This window comes from Flavobacterium fryxellicola (assembly GCF_900143245.1).
GTDB lineage: Bacteria > Bacteroidota > Bacteroidia > Flavobacteriales > Flavobacteriaceae > Flavobacterium > Flavobacterium fryxellicola.
Genome location: NZ_FRDK01000001.1, coordinates 1 through 26,630, shown reverse-complemented (window position 1 = coordinate 26,630; position 26,630 = coordinate 1). Strand labels below are relative to the sequence as shown.

The window sequence follows — 26,630 nt, the reverse complement described above, 5'->3', positions numbered from 1 at the left end:
TATAAATTATGAATTATAAATGCGGAGTGGTAAATTGCGAACTTGAATTATACCACTGATAATTCATAATTCATAACTCATAATTAGCAACATGAATTTAAAATTAAGTACGAATTCACAATTAACAATTGATAATTCACAATTGAATATTACTGGTTCAAAAAGTGAAACCAACCGACTCTTATTATTACAAGCTTTATTTCCAAATATTACTTTAGCCAATACTTCCAATTCTGATGACAGCGAAGTCATGCAAAAGGCATTGAAAGGAAACGAGGAAGTAGTTGATATTCATCATGCGGGAACGGCGATGCGTTTCTTGACAGCTTTTTTTGCTGTAAATGAAGGACGAGAAGTAGTTTTGACCGGCTCTCAACGAATGACGGAGCGTCCCATAAAAGTTTTGGTGGAAGCATTGGAGCAATTAGGGGCTAAAATCTCCTACGAGAAAGAAGTTGGTTATCCGCCTATTCGAATCAAAGGACAAAAAATCACGGCTTCTAAAGTGAATATTCCTGCCAATGTAAGTAGTCAATACATATCGGCATTATTATTAGTGGCTCCAAAACTGGAAAATGGAATCGAAATCACTATGGTGGGAGAAATCACTTCGGTTCCTTATATCAAAATGACGTTGGCTCTGTTGAATGATTTAAACATTAAAACGAGTTTCGAAGGAAATGTTATTACCGTTTATCCAAAACAAGAAGTAGCATCAAAAGTAATGACCGTAGAATCCGATTGGAGTTCTGCTTCGTACTTTTTTAGTCTGGCTGCTTTGGCCGAAAATGCTACGATTTCATTGAACAGTTATACAGAAACTAGTTTGCAAGGCGATTCGGCTTTGATTGAAATCTACAAACAAATGGGCGTTGAAACTCATTTTGAAGGGGACAAAATGATTTTAGTTAAACGGCTAGACTTTAAACCACAATCTTTAAACTTAGAATTAAACAACACCCCGGATATCGCCCAAACTATTGTAGTTACCTGTCTAGGGCTAGGGATTGGTTGCCATTTTACGGGACTTCATACCTTAAAAATTAAAGAAACGGACCGGCTGGAAGCACTTCAAATTGAACTAACAAAACTAGGTGCGAAAATCTCAGTTACCAATGATAGCTTGACGCTTATGGCCTCGAATGAAATCAATCACAATATCAAAATTGCCACTTACAACGATCACAGGATGGCGATGGCATTTGCACCATTGGCTTTAAAAGTGCCGATAATTATCGAAAATGCTGAGGTGGTCTCAAAATCATATCCCGATTTTTGGAAGGATTTAAAAAGTTTAAATTTTGATATTTCCGAAAAATAATCGCTTTAAAAGCTAGTGAATCAACAGCTTTTGAAAATAAACAGCAAAACACTTGACAACGCCTATCTCACAATCGTATATTTGCACACGATTTAAAAGCCTGAGCTCAAAACTCATGCTTCAAAATCCATAACTCATAAATATATCAAATGAAATTATCACATTTTCAATTCGATTTACCTAAAGAACTTCTTGCAGAGTATCCAGCTGAAAACAGAGACGAAGCACGTCTAATGGTTATTGATCGCAAGAAACAAACTATAGAACATAAAATGTTCAAAGATGTTATCGATTATTTTGATGAAGGCGATGTGTTAATTCTGAATAACACTAAGGTTTTTCCAGCACGTTTGTATGGAAACAAAGAAAAAACAGGAGCAAGAATCGAAGTGTTTTTACTTAGAGAATTGAATTCGGAGCAAAGACTTTGGGATGTTTTGGTTGATCCAGCACGTAAAATCAGAATCGGTAATAAATTATATTTTGGAGATGACGATTCATTAGTTGCTGAGGTAATCGATAATACTACTTCCCGTGGTAGAACATTGCGTTTTCTTTATGACGGTTCTTATGAAGAATTTCGCAATAAACTTACAGAACTTGGAGAAACTCCAATTCCAAAATATATTTCCAGAGATGTAACTCCGGAAGATGCAGAACGGTATCAAACTATTTATGCTAAAGAGGAAGGCTCCGTTGCAGCACCTACTGCAGGATTACACTTCTCTAAACATTTATTGAAAAAGCTAGAAATTAAAGGAATCAAATTTGCTGAAGTAACTCTTCACGTAGGTTTAGGAACTTTCAATCCAGTTGAAGTTGAGGATTTATCTAAACATAAAATGGACTCTGAGGAATTAAAAATAAGTCAAGAAGCATGCGACATTGTCAATGGTGCTAAGGCTAAAAAGAAACGTATTTGCACAGTGGGAACAACTTCTATGCGTGCAGTTGAAAGTTCTGTTTCTTCTCAAAATACTTTGAACCCTTTTGATGGATGGACTAACAAATTCGTTTTTCCTCCGCATGACTTTGCTATTCCAACGTGTATGATTACCAATTTTCATACGCCAAAATCAACTTTATTGATGATGGTATCCGCATTTTGTGGACATGATTTAATGAAAAAAGCGTATGCCGAAGCTATCGAAGAAAAATACAAATTCTATTCGTACGGAGACGCGATGTTAATCATCTAATCCGAAAGCATTTCAGTTTTAAATATGAAAATCTCGTCAGTAATGACGAGATTTTTTTGCTTTTGGCAAATTATAATTGGGGTGTGTCCCGCAATAAAAGCCGGTCGGATTATCCACTTTGTCTTTATTTTCTTAAAGGAAGAAAATAATGGATGCTGCTGAAATCCCTCATACAATGGTACCAGATACAGCATAATACCAATACTTCTTATTACCTAGTGCTGTTGCCAGTTCGGGTGCAGGGGAGAATCATCATTTGGATCTCGACTGAGCTCGATTTCACAAAAAATAGAGTGGACCATAGTGCACAAGATTTTGCTGCAAATGCTAATTTACTTGATATACTAATCGTACAGTAATATTAGCCGTTTTATTTTTAGATTGGGTATTAAAAGATCCTCCATAAGAAAAATCTTCCGATGAGTTTTGACCTGTTATTTGAAAAACACCCATGTCTGATTTTTTTAAATTTCCTAAACTGGCATCTGCATTTTCTGCGATACTTTTAGCTCTGATACTGGCATCTTTCGTGGCTTCAGCAATCATTTTTATTTTTAACTCGGCAAGTTTGGTGTAATAATATTCAGGGGGAGAAGAGTAAAATTCTACGCCTGAGTTGATCAATTCACTCGATTGTCTGGATAGTTCTTCAATTTTATTAACTTCCTTGGATTGGATACTGACACTTTGCGTTAAGGTAAAACCAGTAAATGTTTGTTGTCTTGTAGTTCCATTTTCGTTAAAAATAGTTTCAAAATCTTTATTGAAACTTACTGCTGAGAAAACCATTTCATTGGGAGCAATTCCTTTGCTTGATAAATAGCTTTTTATTTTTTCTCGGTCAGCGTCTAAAGCTGCGTATGCTTCTTTTAACGTCATACTTTTTTTAGAAAAGGAACCACTCCAAACTATTAAATCGGAGACAAAATCCTTTTTCCCGGAACCAGTTACGCTTATGGTGTCGTTACTTTTATTTCGATTCTGAAAAGCATTGGAAAAGAGATAGGAGGAAATTACTAAGGCTATGGCAATAATAATCACGTTTAAACTGTTTTTAAGCATCTTTTAATTTTTATAGGCAATCAAATATAGTCAATTTTGAAGTGTGATATTGTACAGATTTTTTGTTTTTAGTTCTAGAAAGGCTATTTTTTTAACTAATGTTTTATATTCAATCCTTCTAAAGTCTTTTATCGATAGGTCTTTTTTTAGTACTTTTACAAAACAAAAAACAAATTATGATTTTCGAAAATACCCTTGAATTTGCACGACAGTTAGATTCGCAAGATCTATTAAATAAGTACCAAGAAGAGTTTATTTTCCCGCAGGTAAATGGTAAAAAAGTAATTTATTTTACAGGAAATTCGCTGGGGCTACAACCCAAACGGACTAAATCTTACGTCGATGAAGTAATGGATGATTGGGCAAATTTAGCTGTTGAAGGGCATTTCTACAGTCAAAAACCATGGTGGGACTATCACGAGCGCTTTGCACAACCACTGAGTAAAATTGTTGGAGCGCTGCCAAGCGAAGTTACGGTAATGAATACTTTAACGGTGAATCTTCACTTGTTGATGGTTTCATTTTATCGACCTACAAAAAGCAGATATAAAATTATCTGTGAGGAAAAAGCTTTTCCTTCGGATCAGTACATGTTTCAAAGTCAGGTTGATTTTCATTCACACTACCTTGGGATCAAACTAGAGGACACTATTGTCGAAATTAAACGTCGTGAGGGGGAACATAATATTCGTGTTGAAGACGTTTTAGCTAAAATTGAAGAAGTTGGCGACGAGTTGGCTTTAGTTTTAATAGGGGGTGTTAATTACTATACCGGACAAGTATTTGATATGAAAACCATAACAGCTGCAGGTCAAAAAGTGGGTGCTTACGTAGGATGGGATTTAGCGCATGCTGCTGGAAATGTCAGACTAGAATTGCACGATTGGAACGTGGATTTTGCGGCTTGGTGCAGTTACAAATATATGAATTCTGGACCTGGAAATGCTTCAGGATGTTTCATACATGAAAACCACCATAACAATTCAGAGTTGCCACGATTCGCAGGATGGTGGGGACATAATAAAGAACGCCGATTTAAGATGGAACAAACTTTCGATCCTATTCATGGAGCCGATGGTTGGCAAATTAGCAATTTACCTATTCTATCATTGGCACCTTATTTAGCTTCTGTAGCGCTATTTGATGAAATTGGAATGGATGCGATAATACAAAAAAGAGATAGGATCACTTCTTATTTAGAGTTTATCTTACAAGAGATTGATAAAGAGGTTGATAGTAGTTTCGAAATCATTACGCCATCACATGTTTTAGAAAGAGGCTCTCAATTATCAGTTTTGCTGCACGGTGAAGGCCGCAGTTTATTTGACTATTTAATGAAAAATGGTGTCATCACAGATTGGCGCGAACCTAATGTCATTCGCCTAGCACCAGTTCCATTGTATACATCCTACACGGATATGTATGAATTTGGTCAAATTTTGAAAACAGGAATTCTAAATAAACGACAGCTTTAAATTGTATAAAAAATAGTTTTAATCGTATAACTGTTTTTTACGACTTTAAGTGTTCCTTTGTAGGTTAGAAATTAATAAAAATCAAATTATGAAAATTGTATATTTTATATTGTTATCTTTAATAGTTGTGTCTTGTCAAAATCAAGGAAAAATGGAAATTGAAAAGGCAAAACTAGCTACTGTAGATTCCATGAAAGTTGAAATGGAGAAACAAAGAGTTATCGACTCCATGCAAGTTGAAATAGCTGCTATTGAAGCCGCAAAAATTGAAACGAAAAGAGAGGTTGTTGTTGTCAATCAACAGGCCCCTGGAACAACTACCACTACTACAAATTCAACAACAACTAGGAGGAAAGGGTGGAGTAGTACCGCTAAGGGTGCTGTAATTGGTGCAGGAGTTGGTGCTGCTACCGGAGCTATTATAAGCAAGAAAAAAGTACAAGGAGCCATAATTGGCGGTGTTGCTGGCGCTGGAATAGGTGCTGGTACTGGGGCAATTATCGACGGAAGCAAAAAAGAGTAAATGTATTTTTTATATAAAAAAAGAGAGTGTTTAAGTTCCTTCAGAATTTAAACACTCTTTTTTTTGAGTCAATTTTCGTTTAATACGAATCCATATTTTCAATGATGGCGTTTGCCTTTGTTTTGATCTTGTACAATTCTTCAGGATTTATTTTATTTAATAAATTCAGCATCATGGCCATTCTCTGATTTCCTTTAAAGTACTCTTTCTTTTCATCTAGGAAATTCCAATATAATGAATTGAAGGGACACGCTTTATCTCCAAATTTCTCTTTGACATTGTAATGGCACTTGGCACAATTATTACTCATTTTGTTAATGTAACTTCCTGAAGATACATACGGTTTTGTAGCAATAATTCCACCATCAGCATATTGTGACATTCCTCTAGTATTGGGCATTTCGACCCATTCGATTGCATCGATGTAAACTCCTAAATACCAAGCATCCACTTCGTCAGGATGAATTTGCGTTAATAACGTAAAATTGCCAATTATCATTAGACGCTGAATGTGATGCGCATAAGCCTCGTCCAAACTTTGATTGAGTGCGTGGCTCATACAATTCATTTTGGTATTACCCGTCCAGAAAAAATCAGGTAACTTATTTGTGTTTTTTAAAATATTAAGTTGCGCGTAGTTTGGCATTTCTTTCCAATAAATTCCTCGAATGTATTCGCGCCAACCCAGAATTTGCCTCACAAAACCCTCTACTTGTGGTATGGAGATCTCAGTTTCATGTGCGTGATAAAAAGCGATGACAGTCTCTATGACTTCTTTTGGTGAAAGCATTTTACTATTCATAGCAAAAGACAATCGAGAGTGAAAAAGGAATTTTTCATCTGTATGCATCGCATCCTCATAATCACCAAAATGTTTTAATAGATGCTTGCAGAAATAATCTAAGACGGCTAATGATTGTTCCCGTGAAGTCGGCCAACTGAAATGTTGCACATCAATGTTGCCAAAGGTTACTATGTTAGTTTTTTTTATTTGGGCAACAATTTCAGACACATTGGTTTGAAAATTTTTTTCTGAAGGTACTGGAACTTCTCCTTTGTATTTCTTGCGATTGTTGGCATCAAAATTCCATTGGTTTCCCACAGGAGTGGATCCATCCATTAAAACATGATGTTTTTTGCGCATGTTGCGATAGAAATTCTCCATCAATAACAATTTTTTGCCTTCAAAAAAATCAGAAAGTTCGTGACGTGTGGTATAAAAATGTTCCGAATCAAAAGCTTCCGAATCAATTTTTAATTTGGAGCAAATTGTTTTTAGTTGCTCGTCCAGTCGGTATTCGTCAGGGAATTGGTATTCGAATTTTTCGATTTTATATTTTTCGATGCAAAGCGCAATTATTTTTTCTAAATCCTGTGGATTAGTACTATCGGTAATTTGAAAATAGACCGTTTGATGTCCCAAGTTTTTTATAGTTGTATAAAAATTCCTCATTGACAGAAAAAAGGCCACAACTTTTTGAATATGATGTTTTACATAATCTGTTTCCTGACGCATTTCTGCCATAACGTAAATGGTGTTATCATCGTATTCTTGAAACCAAGAATGCTGTGAATCTAACTGATCACCAAGGATTAACCGGAGTTTTTTCATTTCTTATTTTTTGGGAAAGGAAGTACTTGGAATCTCTTTTCTGGCATATTGGAAACGATCCACTAACTTGGGTAAACAGTACCCATCTAGGCCATTTATTGCCACAACGTTCCCTCTGTCAATTTGCAACCAGCCGTCTTTGTGTTCTAGTTCTTCTTCAAAAAATAAATTTTCGATAGAAGCAATCAGGTGAATGGTGTCGTTTTCTTTGATGTAATATTCATTAACGTACTTGCAATACAATTGAACAGGACTTCCTTTTACAAAAGGGATTTCAATACCTTTTTTATATTCTTCTTCTAAATTAGTTTTATCAAACTCAGAAATTCCCAATTCATAATTTGCTGACGTATGATGCGCATCTGCAATCATGTCAACAGTAATATGGTTCACTGTGAAATATCCGGTTTCTTTAATATTCTTGTACGTGTCTCTGGGCACCGTTGTTGGGCGCATAATGAATCCAATCAGCGCTGGGTTGCTGCCTAGATGGGTGACACTACTAAAAATAGCAACATTTGATTTGCCATCAACGGATTTTGAAGCAAGTAGATTAGCAGATTTATAACCAGTGCAGGAATTAATTAAATTTAATCTCTCGATTTTTCCCATTTGAGCAATAGCATCTCTTGAAATGTTTTTCATATTTACTGTTATTTAAAACAAATATACTTTTTGTTTAATTGATTAAGAAATAAATTAAACAAAATATTATATTAATTTAGTGTTGGCTGTTTAGAAAGAAGACATTGAAATAAATAGTTTTAATTAGCTGCTAAATCCTATATATTTGTTTTTCAATTTATCCAATGATGAAAATACTAAAAAAATCCCTTGTTTTTTTGCTTGCCTTGCTATTAATTTTAGTGGTAGCTATCCTTGTCTATGGTTTTTATTTGCAACCAAAATATGAAGGTAAAGTGCAGTTGAAAAATATTCAAAAGGAAACTACAGTTTATTTTGATGAATTTGGTGTGCCACATATCTATGCCACTAGCTCCAAAGATGCAATGCTTGCTTTGGGCTATGTTCATGCTCAAGACAGATTGTGGCAGATGGAGTTGATGCGTCGTATTGCTCCTGGGCGGTTGTCAGCCATTTTCGGTTCTGTTGCTCTTAAAAACGATATGTTTTTTGCGGGATTGGGAATTGAAGAAGCTTCCGAAAAAGCGATTGCATTATTGGATAAAAACAGTCCCAGTTATCAATTAACGATGGCTTATTTGGATGGGATTAATCAATATATGGAGGAAGGGACAGCACCCATAGAATTTAGTTTAGTGGGAGTTAAAAAAGAAAAGTTTACCATTAAGGATGTGTATAATATTTTTGGATACATGTCTTTTAGTTTTGCGATGGCTCAAAAATCAGATCCTTTATTAACCGATATTCGAAACAAATATGGAATGGATTATCTTAAAGATTTTGGAATTGATGGTGCCTTTAATACGACAAAAATTAAAAACGCAAAGGACAGGCCTCAAGAATATGCTGCAATTTCAAAGTCGGTTGCGTTGCTTTTAGATCAGTCTCCTATTGCTCCTTTTATTGGAAGTAACAGTTGGGTTATTGCTCCAAAGAAAACAAAGAATGGGAAGGTTATTTTTGCTAATGATCCACATATTGGATTTTCGCAGCCAGGAACGTGGTATGAAGCGCATATTGTCACTCCAGATTTTGAATTATATGGTTGTTATTTAGCTGGAACACCCTATCCTTTATTAGGCCACAATAGGGAATATGCTTATGGTTTAACTATGTTTGAAAATGATGATATTGATTTGTATCAGGAAGAAAATAATCCAAAGGACATTAATTCATACAAGACGCCCAATGGATTTAGTCCGTATGAAAACCGAAAAAAAATTATTAAAGTAAAAGATTCATCCGATGTGGTTTTAAAGGTAAAAGTCACTCGCCATGGTCCAGTGATGAATGACTTAATTGATGGTTTGCCTAAAGATAAACCGGTTGCAATGTCTTGGATTTATACCCAACAACCCATTCATATATTAGAGGCGGTTTACAAGCTTTCTCATGCTAAGAACAAAGGTGATTTTCAAAATGGAGTCAGTTTAATAGCAGCACCCGGTTTGAATGTTATGTATGGCGATGCAAAAGGAAATGTGGCTTGGTGGGCAACAGGAAAGTTATACAAGCACAAGTCAGGCGTAAACCGTAATTTTATCCTGGATGGTGCTAGTGGTAAAAATGATATAATAGAATATTTAGATTTCTCCAAAAATCCTTCGGCGGTGAATCCAAGATGGAATTATGTCTATTCTGCAAATAATCAACCGGAACCAATTGATGGATTTTTGTATCCTGGTTATTATCTTCCAGAAGATCGAGCCAAAAGAATCACGCAATTACTGAATTCAAAATCAGATTGGGACAAAGCCTCTGTAGGAAGAATGGTGTTTGACAACACATCTGCTGTTGCTCCATCAGTGGTTAAGAATTTGATTGCAAATAGTAATCTTCAAGAGTTGTCTGAAAATGAAAAACAGGCACTTGGTGTTTTAAGAGAATGGAAAGGGTCTAATAATCTCAATGATGTAGCTCCTACGATCTATAATAAATGGATTTTTAATTATTTGAAAAATACGTTCGAAGATGAACTAGGACCTGAAAATTTTAAGATGTTTTTAGGAACACATATCATGAAGCAAATTATTGCACCACAAATTACGAACGAAAAATCACTTTGGTGGGACAATATAACGACCAAAACGGTGAAAGAAACAAGACAGCAAATCGTATCCAAATCTTTTAAAGAATCAATTCAAGCTTTGGAAAATCAGTTAGGGAATTCCGTTATGGATTGGACTTGGAATCGAGTACATACATTGGAGCACCAGCATCCATTAGGAAAGGTAGCAGCTTTGCGAAGTATTTTTAACGTAGGGCCTTTTGAAGTTTCAGGGGCTACGGAAGTGATTAATAACTTGTTTTTTGATTACACTGAAGACGGTAATTATGTGGTAAAAGGGGGTCCGTCCACAAGACGAATCATAGACTTTTCGGATATAGAAAACAGCTGGAGTATCTTGCCAACAGGACAATCTGGTAATCCACTAAGTGCTCATTATAGCGATCAGGCTGAGTTGTATAACGCTGGTAAATTCAGAAGAATGATGCTGAATAAGAAAGAGATTATTAGGACTTCGACAAAATTGATTCTTATTCCTGGTAAAAAATGATTTTTATAAAGGAGCTAAAATAATAAATGAGTAATTTTGCTTAACTTTTTATAAAAAAATAATGCAAACTCCCATAAAAATAGCAGTTGTAGGTTCTGGATTAGTAGGATCTTTATTAGCTATTTACCTTCGTAAAGCGGGTCATACAGTACATGTTTACGATAGAAGCCCTGATATCCGCAAAATACAATTTTCAGGACGTTCCATCAATTTGGCTATGTCTAATCGTGGTTGGAAAGCTTTAGATGCAGTAGAAATAGGAGATGAGATTCGTAAAATTGCCATTCCCATGGAGAAGCGAGCGATTCATTTAGTCGATAAACTTAATTTTCAAAATTACGGACAAGAAGGTGAGACGATTGACTCTATTTCTAGAGGAATTTTGAATAGAAAAATGATTGATTTGGCTGAAGCCGCCGGTGCTGAATTCTTTTTTGAGCATAAAATATGGGATGTTTCCTTAGAGAGTGCAACACTTCATATAGGGGAAACAGAGCGTGGTGCGTGGGAGGATAAAAAATACGATATGGTTTTTGGTGCAGATGGCGCTTTTTCCAGAATTCGTCACCGTATGCAACGTCAAAGCATGTTTGATTATTCACAAGAATTCTTACCTATTGGTTATAAGGAACTAAACATTCCGGCCAATCCTGATGGAACACATAAATTAGATAAGAATTCTTTTCATATATGGCCTCGCGGCGAATATATGTTGATTGCTTTGGCTAATTTAGATGGAACTTTTACATGTACTTTGTTTATGCCATTTGAAGGAGAAAATTCTTTTGATTCCTTGAAAACCATAGCTTCGGTTGAAGCTTTTTTTGAAAAAAACCTACCAGATACCATTGATGTAATTCCAAAATTAGCCGAAGATTTTTTCAAGAATCCTACGAGCACATTAGTCACAATGAAATGCTATCCATGGACTTATGAAGATAAAGTCGCTCTTATAGGTGATGCTAGTCATGCAATTGTCCCGTTTTATGGCCAAGGGATGAATTCCGGGTTTGAAGACATTTTTATTCTTAACGAGATGATTGAAAAGTATGACGACGATTGGAAAACTATTTTCTCTGAATACCAAAGATCACGCAAGCCTAATGCTGATGCGATTGCAGAACTTTCCTATCGCAATTTCTTAGAAATGAGTTCTAAAACAGCCGATGAGAATTTTCTCCTCCAAAAGAAAATCGAAAAATTATTCTCAGACAAACATCCAGATAAATGGATTCCGCTTTATAGTAGAGTTACTTTTAGCGATCGTCCCTATACAGAAGCGTTAGCCATAGGCGATTATCAAAACTCAATTATGGATGAAGTTTTAAAAATGGAAAATATTGCTAAAATATGGGACTCTCCAACTGTTGAAAATAAAATATTAGAACTATTAAAATAAAAAAAGGACTCTTCTAGGAGTCCTTTTTAGATTTATTTATTTTTTGTAGCCGGTTTTAACAAGACTCGTAAGGTGCTGTCATTATTAAAATAGCTGAACATCCAAGTGATGAATATGGAGAGTTTATTCTTGACACTTAAAATTAACATTAAATGGATAAACATCCAGGTAAACCAAGCTAGTCTGCCTTGAAAACTAAATTTTGGCAAATCAACAACTGCTTTTCGCTTTCCTACCGTCGCCATGGAGCCTTTGTCGTGGTATTCATATTTAATTTTTGCTTTGTTTTTTAAGGTAAGTTTGAAGTTGTTAGCTAGAACTTTGGCTTGTTCTATAGCCACGCTAGCCACCTGTGGATGTCCGTTTGGGTATTTTGGAGTAGCCATAAAAGCAATGTCGCCAAGTGCATAGACATTCTCCAAATTTAAAATGGTACTGTATCGGTCCACAATAAAGCGGTTCCCTCGAGTTATACTCTCGTTAGGAATGCCTTCAAGAATGTTTCCAATAATTCCTGCAGCCCAAATAACATTAGTTGATTTGATGATATCACCGTTCTGTAAGCTTACATTTTTACCGTCATAATGGTTTACGATGGTACTTGTTTTGACAATTACACCTAATTCTTCTAAATATTTGCGAGACATTTTTTGTGAATCGATGCTCATTGGGTTCAAGACGTTGGGTGAACCTTCTAGTAGAAAAATAGTTAATCTTGAGAAGTCTTTGTCCGGATAATCTTTTGGGAGAATGTTTTTTTTCATTTCCGCCAAAGCACCAGCAAGTTCAACTCCGGTAGGTCCACCTCCTACAACTACAAAGTTCATTAGGGCTTGAAGTTCTTCTGGTGGGGCAATTAAAGCATCTTCGAAAGTTTGTAGAATTTGGTTTCGAAGTTGAATAGCCTCAGGAACGGATTTCATGGGAAATGCATATTTTTCAATTTCAGCATTTCCAAAATAATTAGTTGTACATCCAAAAGCAACTATAAGGTGATCGTAATCAAAATCAGCTATAGAAGTTTTTACAATTTTATTTTGTGAGTCAACGCTTAAGACGTCTGCAATCCGAATCCGTACATTTTTTGAATGCTGAAATACTTTTCTGAGAGGGAATGAAATACTCGCTGGCTCAAGTCTAGCGGTTGCCACCTGATACATTAATGGTTGGAATTGATGATAATTGTTTCTGTCGATTAATAAAACGTCAAAATCCGTGTTTTCTAAATCTTGTGCCAAACGCAAACCGGCAAACCCAGCACCAATAATTACAATTTTCTTTTGAATTCCCATATTAAATATATTTTTGAAATCTAAAGATACAATTTATTGCAGGATCAGTCTTCTCTATTAACGTTTTCTATAGAAAATGCGGGTTTGCAAATGGCGATGTATTCGCAAGATTCGTCAAAAGGATTGGAGTATTGTACACGGGTATTTTTTTCGATTTTGATAGATTGTCCTGCTTCAAGGATAATAATTTCATCATCAATTATAAATTGCTTTTTACCTTTAATAATATACGTGTATTCTTCAAAATCAGGAGTTTGAAATGGCTCACTCCATTTAGGTGGAGCAACCATGTGAGCTATAGAAATGTCATTGTTGGCTGTTGATGCCTTTCCATGATGCTCTTCGATTAATTTTCCATCGGTGGTTGGGACTACAAAAGGGGTGCTTTGAATAAAATATTTTTTCATGATTGATTTGTATTTTTTAAAATTAACCTTACAATGGGGTTCGGTTCACTTATTTTTTAAACATTTTTGTCAAGATTCCAAAAGCGCCTCTGATAAAAGTGGCACTAGTTAGTACTTTTAAAACAGATTTTCCAACAGCACTTGCTGTATCAGAACTCTGATTTTGTTGTTGTTGTTGTTGTTGTTGTTGTTGTTGTTGTTGTTGTTGTTGTTGATACTCTTGTGCTTGCTTGTTTGCAGTTGTATCCTCTTCCATTATGGCAATCTTTTTGTTCAACATTTCATAAGCACTATCGCGATCTATAAGTTCACTATATTTTTTAACTAATTTTGATTTGCTGTTAATCTCGTGAATTTCGCTTTCTGTCAAAATGTCCATTCTGCTCATTGGCGCACGCATCATGGTTGCTGCAAGTGGAGTTGGAATTCCTTTTTCGTTTAATGCGGTAACCAGTGCTTCGCCAATTCCTAGACTCGTTAGAATTTCATCAGTATTGTAATATTCGGATGTTGGATAATTATCGGCGGTTTGTTTGATTGCTTTTCGATCATTGGCTGTAAATGCTCGTAAAGCGTGCTGAATTTTTAAACCTAATTGAGCCAGAATACCACTTGGAATATCCATAGGGTTTTGTGTGATAAAGTAAATTCCGATGCCTTTAGAACGAATTAATTTTACAATGGTCTCTATTTGCTCTAACAAAGTTTTGCTAGCTTCATTGAAAATCAGATGGGCTTCGTCGATGAAAATCACTAATTCTGGTTGGTCTGAATCTCCTTTTTCGGGCATTTGTTGATAAATTTCGGCTAATAAACTCAACATGAATGTGGAGAATAATTTTGGTCTATCTTGAATATCAGTCAGTCTCAAAATATTGATGTATCCTTTTCCGTTTTCGTCAATACGCAATAAATCCTCTATGTCAAAAGACATTTCTCCAAAAAATAAGTCTGCTCCTTGTTGCTCAAGTTCAATTATTTTTCTAAGGATAGTTCCCGTGGTCGAAGTTGAAATTTTGCCATACTGTTTTCTAATTTCATCTTTACCTTCTTCGGTAATGTAATTGATTACTTTTTTGATGTCTTTTAAATCCAATAAAGGCATTTTGTGGTCATCACAATATTTGAAGATGACAGAAACCACACCCGCCTGTGTGTCGTTTAAATTTAGGATTCGAGAAAATAATACTGGTCCAAACTCAGATAGTGTGGCGCGAAGTCGAACGCCATTTTGTTCCGACAAAGTCAATAATTCAACGGGAAAGCTTGCGGTAGAATAAGGGATATTAATTTTAGCATGGCGCTCCGTTATAAAAGGTTTTTCCTCTCCTTCCTTAGCGATTCCGCTAAAATCGCCTTTGATGTCCATCATTAAAACAGGTATTCCAAAGGTTGATAATTGTTCTGAAAAAACTTGAATGGTTTTGGTTTTTCCAGTTCCGGTAGCGCCCGCAATTAGGCCATGTCGGTCTAAGGTCTTTAAAGGAACTTTTACAAATGTATTGGGTATAGCCTCTCCGTTTAAAATTGCCCCGCCAAGAATAATGCTTTCGCCTTTAGAACTATATCCTTGTGATATATGTTGAATGAAATTTTCCTTTGCGTTCATAGTGGGTTATTTTTAATCAACTGCAAGATATTATATTTTTCTAAAATTAACAATTTTGGTGTATACTGCAGTTTTCCTGCTTTTTTATTGTTAATACCATAAAATAATAGTTTTCCTGCTAAAGAGCTTCTTGTTGAAATATTATGTTAATTATTCATAAAAAAATATATTATTTTTTATAAAACAGCCTATTTGTTTGCGTATATTGATATAAATGTAGTGTGAAAATCTGTAAATATGTTTTTGAAATAAATTTAATTGTAATAAAATTAAAAAAAGTTTTTTTATTTGAACTAAAAATATAAATTTGCTCCACTACAAGTTTAATGTAACTAAGATAAATTATTTAAAACTATTAAAATTAAAAAAAATGGCAAACGTTAAAAAAGAAAGCACTTCAAACGGTGGAGGAATGGTTTCAGGAATGATTATTGTTGCATGTATTAGTGTTGGTGTGTTGATTTGGAAATTTATTATGGGTAATCCTTCGAATTTTGAAGGAGGAAATAATGAAGGTATTCCTTTGAACACTTTAGGGCAAGTATATCATGGTGGTGCGGTTGTGCCAATATTATTAGGAATGTTATTAATGGTTCTTGTTTTTTCTATTGAAAGATATTTTGTGATATCTAAGGCAGCTGGTAAAACTAAATTGGATAGTTTTATGACAAAGATACAATTAAGTATCAAACAAGGTGAAATCGATGAAGCGATTGCTGCTTGTGATAAACAACAAGGGTCTGTTGCAAATGCAATTAAGTCGGCATTAGTAAAGTACCAAGCCGTCAAGAAAGAAGGATTTAATAGTGAAGAAGCGGCAGAGACTATTCACAAAGAAATAGAAGAGGCTACTTCGCTTGAAATGCCAATGTTGCAAAAAAATATGACCATTATTTCATCTTTAGTTTCGTTAGGTACTCTTGTTGGATTGTTGGGTACTGTAGCGGGTATGATTAAAGCGTTTGGCGCCTTAGCTGCTGCTGGGACTCCTGATCAAGCAGCTCTTGCAGCTGGTATTTCTGAAGCACTAATTAACACTGCAACAGGTATTGGAACTTCGGCTGTCGCAATTATATCTTACAATTTCTTTACGTCTAAAATTGATGATTTGACTTACTCAATCGACGAAGCTGCTGTATCAATTGTAAATTCTTACAGAAGATTTAGAGGAAGTTTGAAGCAATAGTAGATGTTGGTATTTATAGCAATTAAAAAACAAAAAGAATGGCTAAAATAAAAATAAAAAAAAATCCGGGATCGACAGACATGACGGCAATGTGTGATGTTGCATTCCTTTTGCTTACCTTCTTTGTAATGACTTCAACAGCCAAAATACCGGAAGCATTGCCGGTTGATACACCTGCATCAACAGTTCAGACTAAATTGCCTGAAACTGATTTGGCTACATTAACTGTAGGTAAAGGCATGGTGTTTTTTGATCTGAAAGGTAGAGAAGTTCGCTTGAGAACGTTAGAGTTGATGGCAGAGAAGTATAATGTGACTTTTACCGAAGACGATAAAAGCACGTTTTCAAGAATGGATGATTTTGGTGTTCCAATTCAGAATTTGAAACAAATCATTGAAATGGACGCATCTGACAGGAGTAAGGCAGGTCAACCTGGTATCCCTGCAGATTCCCTCGACAACCAGTTGAAAGAATGGATTTTTAATGCTCGTAAGGCAAATATTGAAATCAACGATAAAGAACTGCAAGTCGCTATTAAAGGAGACGGAAAAGAGGAATATCCAGCTATCAGAAAAGTAATGGACATTTTACAAGAGCAAAAAATCAATAGCTTTAGTTTAGTTACTGGTTTAAGAGGAAATGATTTTTAATATAAAAAAGACACTAAAATGGCTGAATTAAATACTGGCGACGGTGAAGGCGGAAAAGGTGGAAAAATAAGAAGTAAAAAAGCAAATGCAAAGGTAGATTTAACTGCTATGGTGGATTTAGCCTTCTTGTTAATCACGTTCTTTATGCTAACCACTACGTTGTCAAAACCTCAATCTATGAGCTTAGGTTTGCCAGATAAGGATCCTAACAAAGATAATATTGATATGAAAGTTGACGAAAATCGGACGATGACAATTCTGTTGGGTGCTGATAATAAGTTAGTGTATTATGTCGGTTTATTAGCTACTCCAATAGGAGGTCCTAAAGATTTGAATTTTGGTAAAGATGGTATTCGTAAAGAATTAATCTCAAGGCAAAAGTCGGTTTTGGAATATTCGGCTGCTAAGGGTAAACCCAAAAACGGATTGATTGTAATTATTAAACCAAGTAAAAAATCAAATTATAAAAATTTGATTGATATACTTGATGAAATGGCAATTGTGGGGATTGGAGATTTTGGTAACTATGCCATTGTTCCTGAATTTTCTCCTGAAGAACAAAAATTGTTAGAAGGAAAACAAGAGTAATCTTATTCCCCAATAACCTAATAATTAAGAAAAATGAAATTAGATATATTAAAAAATCAATGGCTTGATATCGTATTCGAAGGGCGTAATAAAGCGTACGGAGCGTATGAATTAAGAAGGACAAACAGAAAAACTACTATTAAAGCACTCATTTTGGGAGCTGTATTTTTTAGTATCGCTGTTGCGACTCCTCTTATCATTAACTTAATTCCTAAAGGTGAGGAGCAGGAGATCGACAGAGACATTAAAATCACTGCCATTAAACTGCCTCCAAAGAAGGAAGAGCCTAAATTAAATGTTCCGCCACCGCCACCGCCAGCTCCTAAAGTGGATGTGATCAAATTCGTGAAACCCGTAGTTGCTAAAGCGGAAGAGGTAACTGAAGAGCCACCTAAAATTATCGAAGTAAAAAATAAAACACTAGGAGCCGTAACCATAAAAGGGGATCCTGATGCTGTTTTAACTGTAGAACCAGTAGGAACTGGTAAAGCAGCTGTAGTTGAAGAAGTTGATAACCAAATTTATAATACGGCTGGTATTGAAGTTAAACCGGACTTTCCAGGAGGAATCAATAAATTTTATAAGTTTGTAGGTGATAACTATCAAACACCGGAAGAAGAAGGTTTGAAGGGTAAAGTTTACGTTACTTTCGTAGTTGAAAAAGATGGTTCATTGACAGATATCAAAGTAATTAGAGATATTGGTTATGGTACAGGAAAAGAAGCGATTCGTGTTCTGAAGAAATGTCCAAAATGGACACCAGGTGAGCAAAATGGTAAGAAGGTAAGGGTACTTTATTCGCTTCCAATCACTATTCAATCTGCAGATTAATGTTGAATAAAATACTTAGTAATATTAGGAAGAAATCGCTTAAAGAGCGATTTCTTCTTGTTTTAGGAATTTTGTTTTTTATGGTATATCTTTTTGTGGGTTTATTCATTATTTTCATGAAGAATTTCCCTTTAGATTTGACGCCAACTTATAGAATTGCAGCTGGAACGTTGCTCATAGGTTATGCTTCTTATAGATTCTTTCGAATTATTAATGATAATAACAACTAGTTTATGAAAAAATTTGCTCCACTTCCTTATTTTGTTCTTTTCTTAATATTAGTATTAGTTTGTGCTTGCAATCAAACTAAAACGTCAAAGGAGGAGGAAACTATTTTGAAAGGTAACGCAACGATCTTTGTTGATGAAACGCTATCTCCTTTAATTGAAGATCAGGTAGCGGTATTTGAGAAAAATTATGAGGCTAAAATAAAGCTTGTTTCAAAATCGGAGTCTGAAGTCGTTAACGCACTGTTTAATGAAAAAGGGGCTATTGCGATTTTATCTAGAAATTTGACAGCGGATGAACTAAATATTTTTAAAGCAAGGAAAATTAATCCTAAAATAACACCATTTGCCACAGATGCAGTTGCATTTATCTCCAATAAGAGTAGCAAAGACTCGATTGTCTCTCTAATAGAGGTTATAAGTTTTATGCAAGGAAAACCTACCCCATCTATTAAAGGGCTGGTTTTTGATAATTTGAATTCAAGTACTGTGCGCTACATGAATGCACTTGCTGGGATTACGAGTATCCCTAAAAGTGGAGTTTTCTCCTTTAAAACGAATGATGAAGTAATAAAATATGTCTCGGAAAATACCGACATGATTGGTATTGTAGGTGTCAACTGGCTATCGCAGCCAAGTCCAGCGATGCAAAAATATGTTGATAATGTGAATGCTTTAAGAGTAAAAGGGCTGGTAGGGAACGAATCCTATTTTCCTTCACAAAATAATTTAGCAGAAAGAAAGTATCCTTTGGCACGCGATTTGTTTATTATAAATTGTCAAGGGTATTCTGGATTAGGAATGGGGTTTGCTTCATTTGTTGGGGGTGACATAGGGCAAAGGATAATTTTGAAATCAGGTTTGCTACCTATACGTATACCTGGAAGAAAATTTATAATTGATACAAAATCAAAAAAAGATGAAAAATAATTTAACTACAATGAACATGAATAAATTTACAACGTTAAGTGTGGCCCTAGTGGCGTCTGCTTTTACGCTGCAAGCACAAGATATTAATCAAGCTAAGAAAGCGATTGATGCGGAGCAATTTGAAAGCGCAAAAACAATTTTAAAATCGATCATCAAAGCAAAGCCATCTAATGGGGCTGCCTTTTTTACTTTAGGGAATGTTTATCTGAATCAAAATGTACAAGATTCTGCTAAGATTTATTTTCAAAGTGGATTAAGCGCTTCTGATGGAGCAAAAGTGAATCAAATTGGTTTAGGCCAAATGGATTTAGATAAAAATGATGTTGCAGGTGCTCAGGCTAAATTTGCTTTGGCTACAGCTGACATGAGAAGAAAAGATTTCGAAGAATTTATTTATATCGGTAGAGCCTATATGAATGCTGTGAAACCAGATTACAAAAATGCAATCGCAGTTTTAAGTAGAGCGGCAATTAATAATGCTCAAGATGCCCAATTGCAATTGGCGTTAGGAGATGCCTATTATGGCGATGGTAAGCAAAATGAAGCTTATGTTGCCTATAGAAATGCTTTTCAGGCAGATAATACTTTGCTTAGGGCAAAAATGCAATTAGGTGTTCTGTTGAAAGGGGCTAAATCGTATGATGAAGCTTTAAAAGCATACAATGAAGTAATTGCACTGAATCCAAATTATGGACCGGTATACAGAGAGTTGGCAGAAACGTATTATAAAATTGCACGTAATAAGCCATCTCAAGCTGATGTAAATTATAAGACTGCGATGGGATACTATGATAAATACATGTCTTTAACAGATTATTCTATTCATTCTAGAATGCGTCGTGCCGATTTTCTTATTCTAGTAGAGGATTATGTAGCACTTGAAGCTGAAGCAAATAAAATGATAGAATTAGACAAAGTTAATCCAAGAATCTATCGCTATTTAGGATATGCTGCATACAAAAACGGTAATGTTGATGTGGCTATTAAATCGTTGGATAGTTTTATCACTTCGCCAGGAAATAAAGCCATAGCATTAGATTATTTATATTTGGGTTTAACTAAAATTAAAAAAGGAACTAGTGCTGATGGATTATCAATTGATCCAATTGCCTTTCAAGCAGGTTTAGTGGATATCAAGAAAGCGATTGAAATGGAACCTTTAGCCGTTCAAGAATTAAGTGAAGTAGGTAAAAAATTATTTTCACAAAAACTGTATGCTGAAGCTGCTGCAATATTTGAATATGGTGCAAACACCAATGATTCTTCAAATTTTCTTGATGACAATGTCTATTTTGGTTTAGCTAATTACTATGCTAACATTAATAAAGAAAAAGGAGTTAAAGTTGATGTAGTTGCATTGGAAAAGGCTCAAGCAGCTTTTGATAAAGTGTTAGTAGCTTCTCCTACGTATTTAGAAGCTTATCTTTATAAAGCGAGAACTAGTAGATTGCTTGAAAAAGATGATATAATGGTTAAGAATTATGAAGACTATGTAGCAAAAACTACGGAACTAGGAGCAGAAGAACTTGCTAAACCTGCCGTTAAGACTAAGATCATTGAATCTTACAATAATATGGCAGCAAGTTTTGCAAATACTAACAAGCCTAAAGCTATTGAGTACTTTAAAAAAACTCTTGCTTTAGATCCAGCAAATAGTTATGCTGCTGAGTCCATCAAGATTTTAAAATAGTTGAAATTTGTAAGGATAATAGAAACCGATAGTCATTTGATTATCGGTTTTTTTGTGGTTAGTATTTTTAAGGCAGATAGGTTTAAGATCAAATTGTCATTTCTAACTATTGATTTTAATGATGATTGCTAAGGCATTTTCGTAGTTTGTAATTTTAGCTACTGATTTCAAATTAACTCCTTTTCAAATTAACTATCTTTGCACTTTAAAATAAAATAATGTTATCAAAAGAAATACAGTTAGAAGTTAACAAAGGTGCGATGTTACCCTTGATGGAAGAATTTTATACCATTCAGGGAGAAGGATTTCATACAGGAACAGCAGCATATTTTATTCGAATAGGTGGTTGCGATGTGGGTTGCCATTGGTGTGATGTAAAAGAAAGCTGGAATGCAGCATTGCACCCTCCAACGAGTGTGGATTTAATCGTCGAAAATGCAAATAATTATGCTAATACTGTTGTAGTTACTGGTGGTGAACCTTTGATGTGGGATATGACTTTGCTTACTCAAAAGCTAAAAGAACAAAATTTAAAAGTACATATTGAAACCTCAGGAGCTTATCCGCTCTCCGGAACTTGGGATTGGATTTGTCTTTCGCCAAAGAAAAACAAATTACCCACAGAAACCGTTTATGATAATGCACACGAGTTGAAAGTAATAATTTTTAATAAGCATGATTTTATTTTTGCAGAAGAACAAGCCGAAAAAGTGAATCCAAAGGCTATTTTATTTCTGCAACCAGAATGGAGTAAAAAGGAAGAGATGACACCATTAATTGTGGATTATGTAATGAAAAATCCGAAATGGCGTGTCTCGTTGCAAACTCATAAATATTTAAATATACCATAAACAAAAACCCCAAAACAGATAAGTCTGTTTTGGGGTTTTTGTTTAGGATAAAATGTAAAAATATCGATTTGTTGAGTGCCAGCATCTTCACTTTTTTATTATTGAAGGATTTATTTTTATCTTGCCTCCTTCTTTGTCTTACTTTAAAAAGAAAGCTTGGCTAAATAATCATAATGTTCCCCTTCGAGAATTAATTCACATTGTAGGCCGTTGTCTAAAGCAGCATTTTGCAGGGTGTTGTAATCTATAAACATCCAATCAAATGGTTTTTCCTTTTCTCCTTTGTACGAAATATTGAAAACTATTTCGCCGTAATAATGATTGTCTGAAGGAATCCATTTCCCGCCATCTTCGTCATCATCAAACATATATATGATGTCAGAACTGTCTAGTAGAATCTGACCCCCTGGAAGTAGTAACGATTTTAATTTTAAAATAAAGTTAGGGATGTTTTTTAACTTTCCGCACATGCCAGCTCCATTCATTAACAATAAAATGGTATCGTATTTTTCATTAGATAATGTCATGACATCCTGAATTTTTGCGTCTTTAAGTCCACGAAGCGCGCAGGCTTGAATGGCATTTGCAGAAATATCAATCGAAGTAACATCTAAATTTCTCTCGTTTTGTAAATACAAACTGTGACTTCCTGCGCCACAACCTACATCTAGCACTTTTCCTCTGGCAAGTTGTAGCGCTTTTTGTTCCATTAAGGGCATCTCGGCATGTGAACGGAATAAGTAAGCAACAGACATTTCATCTTCTTCAGAGATGGTGGTCTCAGTAATCAAATCCTCTGGAGCATTATTAGTTTGATAATCAAGTATGGCTTGGCCAAAAAGGTCTTTCATTGTTTGTAATTCTAAATTCAACATTTATAAAGCTATAATCCTCGTTTAAAAAGTGTTAGTTTTGTAAAAAATTTAAACTTTCAAATTGAAACCTACTTTAAACGAACTTCCTAAAGAAGCCAAAGATAAGCATATCGAAAACAAAAAGTATTTCGATAAGCTGAAAAAGAAGACACCAAAAAATTTAGATTATGTAATGCAGGATTTACATGACGCTGAATTCAAAAAAACAGATTGTTTAAAATGTGCTAATTGCTGCAAGACAACAGGGCCATTATTTACTTCTGCTGATATTGAGCGTGTGTCGAAATATTTGAGACAAAAGCCGCAGCAATTTATAGAACAATATCTGCGTGTTGATGAAGACCAGGATTATGTTTTGCAAAGTGTGCCGTGCACTTTTTTAGATCATGAAAACGCATGTATGATTTATGATGTTCGACCAAAAGCGTGTCGAGAATTCCCACATACGGACAGAAAGAAGTTTCAGCAAATTACAGATCTAACTTTAAAGAACGTTGCAATTTGCCCAGCTGCTTTTAATATTGTAGAAGAAATGAAAAAGAAGTTGCCGCTATAATTGACTATCATCGAATTCCTGTTGTTACTTGCAATCCTTTCCTGCTGAGTATAGGCTTAAGCGTTAATAAATCAAATATTTTTTGTTCATTTTCTTAAAAGTTTGTAAGCCGTCGGTCCAGCTTTCTCTGATTTCTTTTTCTGAAATTCCATTTTCTATTTGCCGTTGAAGTTTTTTAGTTCCCGCCAATTTTGTGAAAAAAGAATTGAAGAATTTTGATTTATCTAAAGTAGAATTATATGCTTTTATAAGCCATTTCAATTCCAGTTGATTCTCTTTAGTTTGAGTTGATAGGTCTTCGCCAAAACATTTTACTCCATTATGCAATGGGTTTTTGGCCCCTAAATTTGGTTTTGGAATAAAACTAAAGGTGTTGTTTGGTAAGTAGGGTGATCCATAAATTTGAAATTGCTTCTCTGTACCTCGACCCACACTGACATTAGTGCCTTCAAAAAGGCACAAACTAGCATAAAGAGCAACGGCTTGGTCGTTCGGAAGATTAGGTGAGGGTTTTACTGGTAGACTGTAATTTAGTTTTCTAGTGTAATTGAGACAAGGAATTACTGTTAGTTGACATTGAATTCCCTGTTTTAACCATTTTTCTCCATTTATCATTTGTGCGTATTCGCCAATAGTCATTCCGTGAAGTACTGGCACTGGATGCATCCCTACAAAACTCGTAAATTCCTTTTCTAAAATTGGACCGTCTACACTACTTATGTTTGGATTGGGTCTGTCTAAAATCACTACAGGAATATTGTTTTCGGCACAAGCTTCCATGATATAATGTAAAGAGGAAATGTACGTGTAAAATCGTGCACCCACATCTTGCAAGTCGAAAACCAAGATCTCTATTCCAGCTAATTGTTCGGAACTAGGCTTTTTGTTATCCCCATAAAGCGAAATAATTGGCAATCCTGTTTTATAATCTTTTCCGTCGACTACATGTTCACCCGCGTCTGCAGTTCCTCGGAAACCGTGCTCTGGAGCAAAAATAGTTTGAATAGCTATTTTTTTTGCTAAAAAGAAATCAACCAAATGGGTTTTGTTGGGTAAGATGCCTGTTTGGTTGGTTACAATACCAACTTTTTTATCTTTTAATAATGGCATATAAGCATCAAAATTAGCAGCACCAGTTTTTACTGTTTGAATGGGATTTTTTATTGGAATTTCTTTATAGTTTTTTGTTTCTTCTTTAATCTTAATGGAACTTCCGCAAGACACGATTAGTAAAACAAATAATAAAAATGTATTTTTGAACACCAAACTAGATACCATATCAAATTGAATTTAGAATACTTTATTGCCAAACGACTTATCACTGCTAAAGATTATAAAAGTAGTATATCTTCGCCAATTATAAAAATTGCAATTTCGGCAATTGCCATAGGAATGATCATGATGATTGTTTCTGTAGCAACTGGTATTGGATTGCAACAAAAAATACGAGACAAGATTTCTGCATTCAATGGCCATATTATTATTTCGAATTATGATAATAATCAATCGGAAGTTACACTTATTCCTATTTCTAAAAAACAGGAATTTTATCCAAAATTCACTTCAGTTTCTGGAATAAGTCATATTCAAGCCATCGCAACTAAAGCGGGAATAATAAGAACTGAAACTGCTTTCGAAGGAATCATCCTCAAAGGAGTCGGCAAGGATTACCGATGGAATAACATTAAAGAATATCTGGTTTCAGGTAAATTGCCTGATTTCTCAAAAGAGCTTAATCAAGAGGTGTTAATTTCTCAATTCTTGGCTAAAAGGTTGAATCTAAAAGTAGGTGATTCTTTTAACACGTTTTTCATTAAAGAAAGTCAAAACAAATTACCAAACATCCGAAGATTCAAAATCACAGGTATTTTTAATTCTGGATTTCAGGAATTTGATGCTACTTATTTAATAGGTGACATTCGACACCTGCAGCGCATTAATAAATGGAGTCCCGATCAAGTGGGAGCTTTTGAAGTTTTTGTAGATGACTTTAATACTATTCAGGCAACAGGTGAGCAGGTTTATGCACAAACATCTTCTACGTTAGATACGAAAACCATAATCGAAAAATACAGTTATATATTCGAATGGCTTCAATTATTCGATTTTAATATTATTGTAATTTTAGCGGTCATGATACTCGTTGCGACCATTAATATGGTTGTTGCGCTTTTAGTCCTCATCCTTGAACGCACTCAAATGATAGGAATACTTAAAGCCTTAGGGGCAAATAATTGGTCAGTTAGAAAAATATTTCTATACAATGCTTTTTACTTAATAGTGAGAGGTCTGTTTTGGGGAAATCTGATAGGGATATCGTTGTTATTAATCCAGCAACATTTTGGTGTCGTCAAACTCAATCCAGAAAATTACTATGTCAATCAAGCACCAGTTTATTTGAACTGGGGATATATAGCCATGCTTAATGCCCTCACAGTTTCTGTTTGTTTCTTGGTGTTGCTAATTCCATCCTATATAATAACCAAAATAGCACCAGTAAAAGCCATCCGTTTCGATTAAACTTCATTTGGGCGTTTCCCATTATAAAAAAGAGGCTATTATCTAATTGGGTAGTAGCCTCTTTTTTATAAAGGGTCGGGCTATTCGCTACAAGTCCTCGTCAAGTTGCGTTACACTTCACTTGGCTGCGGGCTTTGCGCTACTATCCCTAACGCGGGGAGTTGTGTAATTGATTTAGAATTCGGTGTACCTTATATATAGGTAGGTATAAAATGTCTTACTATAATAAGTACCGTAAGAAATAGACAAGGAACAAGTGCCTAGGCGATAAAAAACCTAACCTATCTCAGATGATAATGCAGTCAAGGACCTAATTTCAAGATTAATCCTGTCTGTGATCCTACCAAAGCGGCTTAGAGAACCAATAAATAGCGAAAAGGGATTGCATTTCCAATCGCTCCTAGAGGGATATAATGATAAAAAAACTGGAATTTGGTCATTTTTGCATGCTTTGCTTTGGATAGGGTGAGGTAAGCAGAAAAAACTTTTTTTTCAAGAAGCGTATTTTCAGCGAGTTAAATGCAGTATTAAGAAAGCGATAAAAAAAAGCGAATAAAAAGCTTGAATAACGGTATAAAGGTGTTAGTTTTGCACCCGCAACAACGGCAAACGTTCCTTTAAATA

The 26,630-nt window shown here is 35.0% G+C and carries 24 protein-coding genes; 16 read left to right on the top strand and 8 right to left on the bottom strand.

Going from position 1 to position 26,630, the window contains the following annotated elements; all coding sequences use genetic code 11:
* The first annotated feature begins 91 nt into the window (after window positions 1-91).
* Both aroA and queA read left to right on the top strand, forming a co-directional pair.
* Complete coding sequence (gene aroA, locus BUA03_RS00130) at window positions 92-1,321, top strand: 3-phosphoshikimate 1-carboxyvinyltransferase (protein WP_066082918.1); 1,230 nt, start codon at window positions 92-94, stop codon at window positions 1,319-1,321.
* 149 nt (window positions 1,322-1,470) lie between these two features.
* Window positions 1,471-2,520, top strand: a complete 1,050-nt coding sequence (gene queA, locus BUA03_RS00125) for a tRNA preQ1(34) S-adenosylmethionine ribosyltransferase-isomerase QueA (protein ID WP_066082916.1) — start codon at window positions 1,471-1,473, stop codon at window positions 2,518-2,520.
* Between the two features lie 327 nt (window positions 2,521-2,847).
* Here the strand turns inward: queA and BUA03_RS00115 are convergent, their stop codons facing one another.
* Window positions 2,848-3,582, bottom strand: coding sequence for an SIMPL domain-containing protein (locus BUA03_RS00115; protein ID WP_066082913.1), 735 nt, complete (start codon window positions 3,580-3,582; stop codon window positions 2,848-2,850).
* Window positions 3,583-3,758: 176 nt separating this feature from the next.
* Between BUA03_RS00115 and kynU the strand changes: the two genes are divergently transcribed.
* Together kynU and BUA03_RS00105 are read left to right on the top strand one after the other, a co-directional pair.
* Window positions 3,759-5,057, top strand: a complete 1,299-nt coding sequence (gene kynU, locus BUA03_RS00110) for a kynureninase (RefSeq protein WP_066082911.1) — start codon at window positions 3,759-3,761, stop codon at window positions 5,055-5,057.
* Window positions 5,058-5,145: 88 nt separating this feature from the next.
* The gene (locus BUA03_RS00105; protein WP_066082909.1) at window positions 5,146-5,580 is read left to right on the top strand and encodes a YMGG-like glycine zipper-containing protein; all 435 of its coding nucleotides are present in this window, start codon (window positions 5,146-5,148) and stop codon (window positions 5,578-5,580) included.
* Window positions 5,581-5,659: 79 nt separating this feature from the next.
* Here BUA03_RS00105 and BUA03_RS00100 read toward each other — a convergent pair whose 3' ends face one another.
* Entirely contained in the window at window positions 5,660-7,192 is a 1,533-nt protein-coding gene (locus BUA03_RS00100; RefSeq protein WP_066082906.1) for a cryptochrome/photolyase family protein, read from the bottom strand.
* Between the two features lie 3 nt (window positions 7,193-7,195).
* On the bottom strand, window positions 7,196-7,837 hold the full coding sequence (locus BUA03_RS00095; protein ID WP_066082904.1) for a flavin reductase family protein: 642 nt from the start codon (window positions 7,835-7,837) through the stop codon (window positions 7,196-7,198).
* Between the two features lie 167 nt (window positions 7,838-8,004).
* Here BUA03_RS00095 and BUA03_RS00090 point away from each other — a divergent pair, with 167 nt between their 5' ends.
* On the top strand, window positions 8,005-10,395 hold the full coding sequence (locus BUA03_RS00090; protein WP_066082901.1) for a penicillin acylase family protein: 2,391 nt from the start codon (window positions 8,005-8,007) through the stop codon (window positions 10,393-10,395).
* Between the two features lie 61 nt (window positions 10,396-10,456).
* A complete protein-coding gene (locus BUA03_RS00085; protein WP_066082899.1) occupies window positions 10,457-11,794 on the top strand; it encodes an FAD-dependent oxidoreductase in 1,338 nt (445 codons plus the stop codon).
* A 32-nt stretch (window positions 11,795-11,826) separates the two neighbouring features.
* Here the strand turns inward: BUA03_RS00085 and BUA03_RS00080 are convergent, their stop codons facing one another.
* From BUA03_RS00080 to BUA03_RS00070, 3 genes are read right to left on the bottom strand one after another with little or no spacing between them, the layout of a single operon-like run.
* Window positions 11,827-13,086 carry an NAD(P)/FAD-dependent oxidoreductase gene (locus tag BUA03_RS00080; RefSeq protein WP_066082897.1) on the bottom strand — a complete coding sequence of 420 codons (1,260 nt, stop codon included), beginning with the start codon at window positions 13,084-13,086 and terminating at the stop codon, window positions 11,827-11,829.
* Between the two features lie 44 nt (window positions 13,087-13,130).
* Complete coding sequence (locus BUA03_RS00075; RefSeq protein ID WP_066082895.1) at window positions 13,131-13,493, bottom strand: cupin domain-containing protein; 363 nt, start codon at window positions 13,491-13,493, stop codon at window positions 13,131-13,133.
* A gap of 49 nt (window positions 13,494-13,542) precedes the next feature.
* Window positions 13,543-15,102: a helicase HerA-like domain-containing protein gene (locus tag BUA03_RS00070; protein WP_066082893.1), complete on the bottom strand. Its 1,560-nt coding sequence runs from the start codon at window positions 15,100-15,102 to the stop codon at window positions 13,543-13,545.
* 370 nt (window positions 15,103-15,472) lie between these two features.
* Between BUA03_RS00070 and BUA03_RS00065 the strand changes: the two genes are divergently transcribed.
* The 8 genes from BUA03_RS00065 to BUA03_RS00030 all read left to right on the top strand — a co-directional run bounded on the left by BUA03_RS00065 (window position 15,473) and on the right by BUA03_RS00030 (window position 22,055).
* Complete coding sequence (locus BUA03_RS00065; RefSeq protein ID WP_066082891.1) at window positions 15,473-16,288, top strand: MotA/TolQ/ExbB proton channel family protein; 816 nt, start codon at window positions 15,473-15,475, stop codon at window positions 16,286-16,288.
* Window positions 16,289-16,326: 38 nt separating this feature from the next.
* On the top strand, window positions 16,327-16,938 hold the full coding sequence (locus BUA03_RS00060) for an ExbD/TolR family protein (protein ID WP_066082889.1): 612 nt from the start codon (window positions 16,327-16,329) through the stop codon (window positions 16,936-16,938).
* Between the two features lie 18 nt (window positions 16,939-16,956).
* The gene (locus BUA03_RS00055; protein ID WP_066082888.1) at window positions 16,957-17,526 is read left to right on the top strand and encodes an ExbD/TolR family protein; all 570 of its coding nucleotides are present in this window, start codon (window positions 16,957-16,959) and stop codon (window positions 17,524-17,526) included.
* Between the two features lie 33 nt (window positions 17,527-17,559).
* The gene (locus BUA03_RS00050) at window positions 17,560-18,357 is read left to right on the top strand and encodes an energy transducer TonB (RefSeq protein ID WP_066082885.1); all 798 of its coding nucleotides are present in this window, start codon (window positions 17,560-17,562) and stop codon (window positions 18,355-18,357) included.
* Window positions 18,357-18,587, top strand: a complete 231-nt coding sequence (locus BUA03_RS00045; protein ID WP_066082883.1) for a hypothetical protein — start codon at window positions 18,357-18,359, stop codon at window positions 18,585-18,587. Before BUA03_RS00050 ends, BUA03_RS00045 begins: the two co-directional genes overlap by 1 nt.
* A 3-nt stretch (window positions 18,588-18,590) precedes the next feature.
* A complete protein-coding gene (locus tag BUA03_RS00040) occupies window positions 18,591-19,514 on the top strand; it encodes a PstS family phosphate ABC transporter substrate-binding protein (RefSeq protein WP_066082881.1) in 924 nt (307 codons plus the stop codon).
* The gene (locus BUA03_RS00035) at window positions 19,504-21,204 is read left to right on the top strand and encodes a tetratricopeptide repeat protein (protein WP_317041078.1); all 1,701 of its coding nucleotides are present in this window, start codon (window positions 19,504-19,506) and stop codon (window positions 21,202-21,204) included. Before BUA03_RS00040 ends, BUA03_RS00035 begins: the two co-directional genes overlap by 11 nt.
* A 218-nt stretch (window positions 21,205-21,422) precedes the next feature.
* Window positions 21,423-22,055 (top strand): 7-carboxy-7-deazaguanine synthase QueE, encoded by a 633-nt coding sequence (locus BUA03_RS00030; protein ID WP_066082880.1) that lies wholly within the window; start codon window positions 21,423-21,425, stop codon window positions 22,053-22,055.
* 143 nt (window positions 22,056-22,198) lie between these two features.
* Here the strand turns inward: BUA03_RS00030 and BUA03_RS00025 are convergent, their stop codons facing one another.
* Entirely contained in the window at window positions 22,199-22,906 is a 708-nt protein-coding gene (locus BUA03_RS00025) for a class I SAM-dependent methyltransferase (protein WP_066083180.1), read from the bottom strand.
* A gap of 85 nt (window positions 22,907-22,991) precedes the next feature.
* Here BUA03_RS00025 and BUA03_RS00020 point away from each other — a divergent pair, with 85 nt between their 5' ends.
* Entirely contained in the window at window positions 22,992-23,486 is a 495-nt protein-coding gene (locus BUA03_RS00020) for a YkgJ family cysteine cluster protein (protein WP_066082878.1), read from the top strand.
* 63 nt (window positions 23,487-23,549) lie between these two features.
* Here the strand turns inward: BUA03_RS00020 and BUA03_RS00015 are convergent, their stop codons facing one another.
* Window positions 23,550-24,764 carry an exo-beta-N-acetylmuramidase NamZ family protein gene (locus tag BUA03_RS00015; RefSeq protein ID WP_066082877.1) on the bottom strand — a complete coding sequence of 405 codons (1,215 nt, stop codon included), beginning with the start codon at window positions 24,762-24,764 and terminating at the stop codon, window positions 23,550-23,552.
* A gap of 6 nt (window positions 24,765-24,770) precedes the next feature.
* On the opposite strand from BUA03_RS00015, the gene BUA03_RS00010 reads away from it, so the two are divergent.
* Complete coding sequence (locus BUA03_RS00010) at window positions 24,771-26,006, top strand: ABC transporter permease (protein ID WP_066082875.1); 1,236 nt, start codon at window positions 24,771-24,773, stop codon at window positions 26,004-26,006.
* Window positions 26,007-26,630: the final 624 nt, after the last annotated feature.

What these genes read in the sequence shown, in the direction of transcription:
- queA (WP_066082916.1), top strand. Translation starts at nt 1,471, where the DNA reads ATGAAATTATCACATTTTCAATTCGATTTACCTAAAGAACTTCTTGCA.
- aroA (WP_066082918.1), top strand. Translation starts at nt 92, where the DNA reads ATGAATTTAAAATTAAGTACGAATTCACAATTAACAATTGATAATTCA.
- BUA03_RS00095 (WP_066082904.1), bottom strand. Translation starts at nt 7,837, where the DNA reads ATGAAAAACATTTCAAGAGATGCTATTGCTCAAATGGGAAAAATCGAG.
- BUA03_RS00015 (WP_066082877.1), bottom strand. Translation starts at nt 24,764, where the DNA reads ATGGTATCTAGTTTGGTGTTCAAAAATACATTTTTATTATTTGTTTTA.
- BUA03_RS00035 (WP_317041078.1), top strand. Translation starts at nt 19,504, where the DNA reads ATGAAAAATAATTTAACTACAATGAACATGAATAAATTTACAACGTTA.
- BUA03_RS00040 (WP_066082881.1), top strand. Translation starts at nt 18,591, where the DNA reads ATGAAAAAATTTGCTCCACTTCCTTATTTTGTTCTTTTCTTAATATTA.
- BUA03_RS00075 (WP_066082895.1), bottom strand. Translation starts at nt 13,493, where the DNA reads ATGAAAAAATATTTTATTCAAAGCACCCCTTTTGTAGTCCCAACCACC.
- BUA03_RS00080 (WP_066082897.1), bottom strand. Translation starts at nt 13,086, where the DNA reads ATGGGAATTCAAAAGAAAATTGTAATTATTGGTGCTGGGTTTGCCGGT.
- BUA03_RS00055 (WP_066082888.1), top strand. Translation starts at nt 16,957, where the DNA reads ATGGCTGAATTAAATACTGGCGACGGTGAAGGCGGAAAAGGTGGAAAA.
- BUA03_RS00025 (WP_066083180.1), bottom strand. Translation starts at nt 22,906, where the DNA reads ATGAAAGACCTTTTTGGCCAAGCCATACTTGATTATCAAACTAATAAT.
- BUA03_RS00105 (WP_066082909.1), top strand. Translation starts at nt 5,146, where the DNA reads ATGAAAATTGTATATTTTATATTGTTATCTTTAATAGTTGTGTCTTGT.
- kynU (WP_066082911.1), top strand. Translation starts at nt 3,759, where the DNA reads ATGATTTTCGAAAATACCCTTGAATTTGCACGACAGTTAGATTCGCAA.
- BUA03_RS00115 (WP_066082913.1), bottom strand. Translation starts at nt 3,582, where the DNA reads ATGCTTAAAAACAGTTTAAACGTGATTATTATTGCCATAGCCTTAGTA.
- BUA03_RS00045 (WP_066082883.1), top strand. Translation starts at nt 18,357, where the DNA reads ATGTTGAATAAAATACTTAGTAATATTAGGAAGAAATCGCTTAAAGAG.
- BUA03_RS00060 (WP_066082889.1), top strand. Translation starts at nt 16,327, where the DNA reads ATGGCTAAAATAAAAATAAAAAAAAATCCGGGATCGACAGACATGACG.
- BUA03_RS00050 (WP_066082885.1), top strand. Translation starts at nt 17,560, where the DNA reads ATGAAATTAGATATATTAAAAAATCAATGGCTTGATATCGTATTCGAA.
- BUA03_RS00100 (WP_066082906.1), bottom strand. Translation starts at nt 7,192, where the DNA reads ATGAAAAAACTCCGGTTAATCCTTGGTGATCAGTTAGATTCACAGCAT.
- BUA03_RS00085 (WP_066082899.1), top strand. Translation starts at nt 10,457, where the DNA reads ATGCAAACTCCCATAAAAATAGCAGTTGTAGGTTCTGGATTAGTAGGA.
- BUA03_RS00090 (WP_066082901.1), top strand. Translation starts at nt 8,005, where the DNA reads ATGAAAATACTAAAAAAATCCCTTGTTTTTTTGCTTGCCTTGCTATTA.
- BUA03_RS00065 (WP_066082891.1), top strand. Translation starts at nt 15,473, where the DNA reads ATGGCAAACGTTAAAAAAGAAAGCACTTCAAACGGTGGAGGAATGGTT.
- BUA03_RS00070 (WP_066082893.1), bottom strand. Translation starts at nt 15,102, where the DNA reads ATGAACGCAAAGGAAAATTTCATTCAACATATATCACAAGGATATAGT.
- BUA03_RS00030 (WP_066082880.1), top strand. Translation starts at nt 21,423, where the DNA reads ATGTTATCAAAAGAAATACAGTTAGAAGTTAACAAAGGTGCGATGTTA.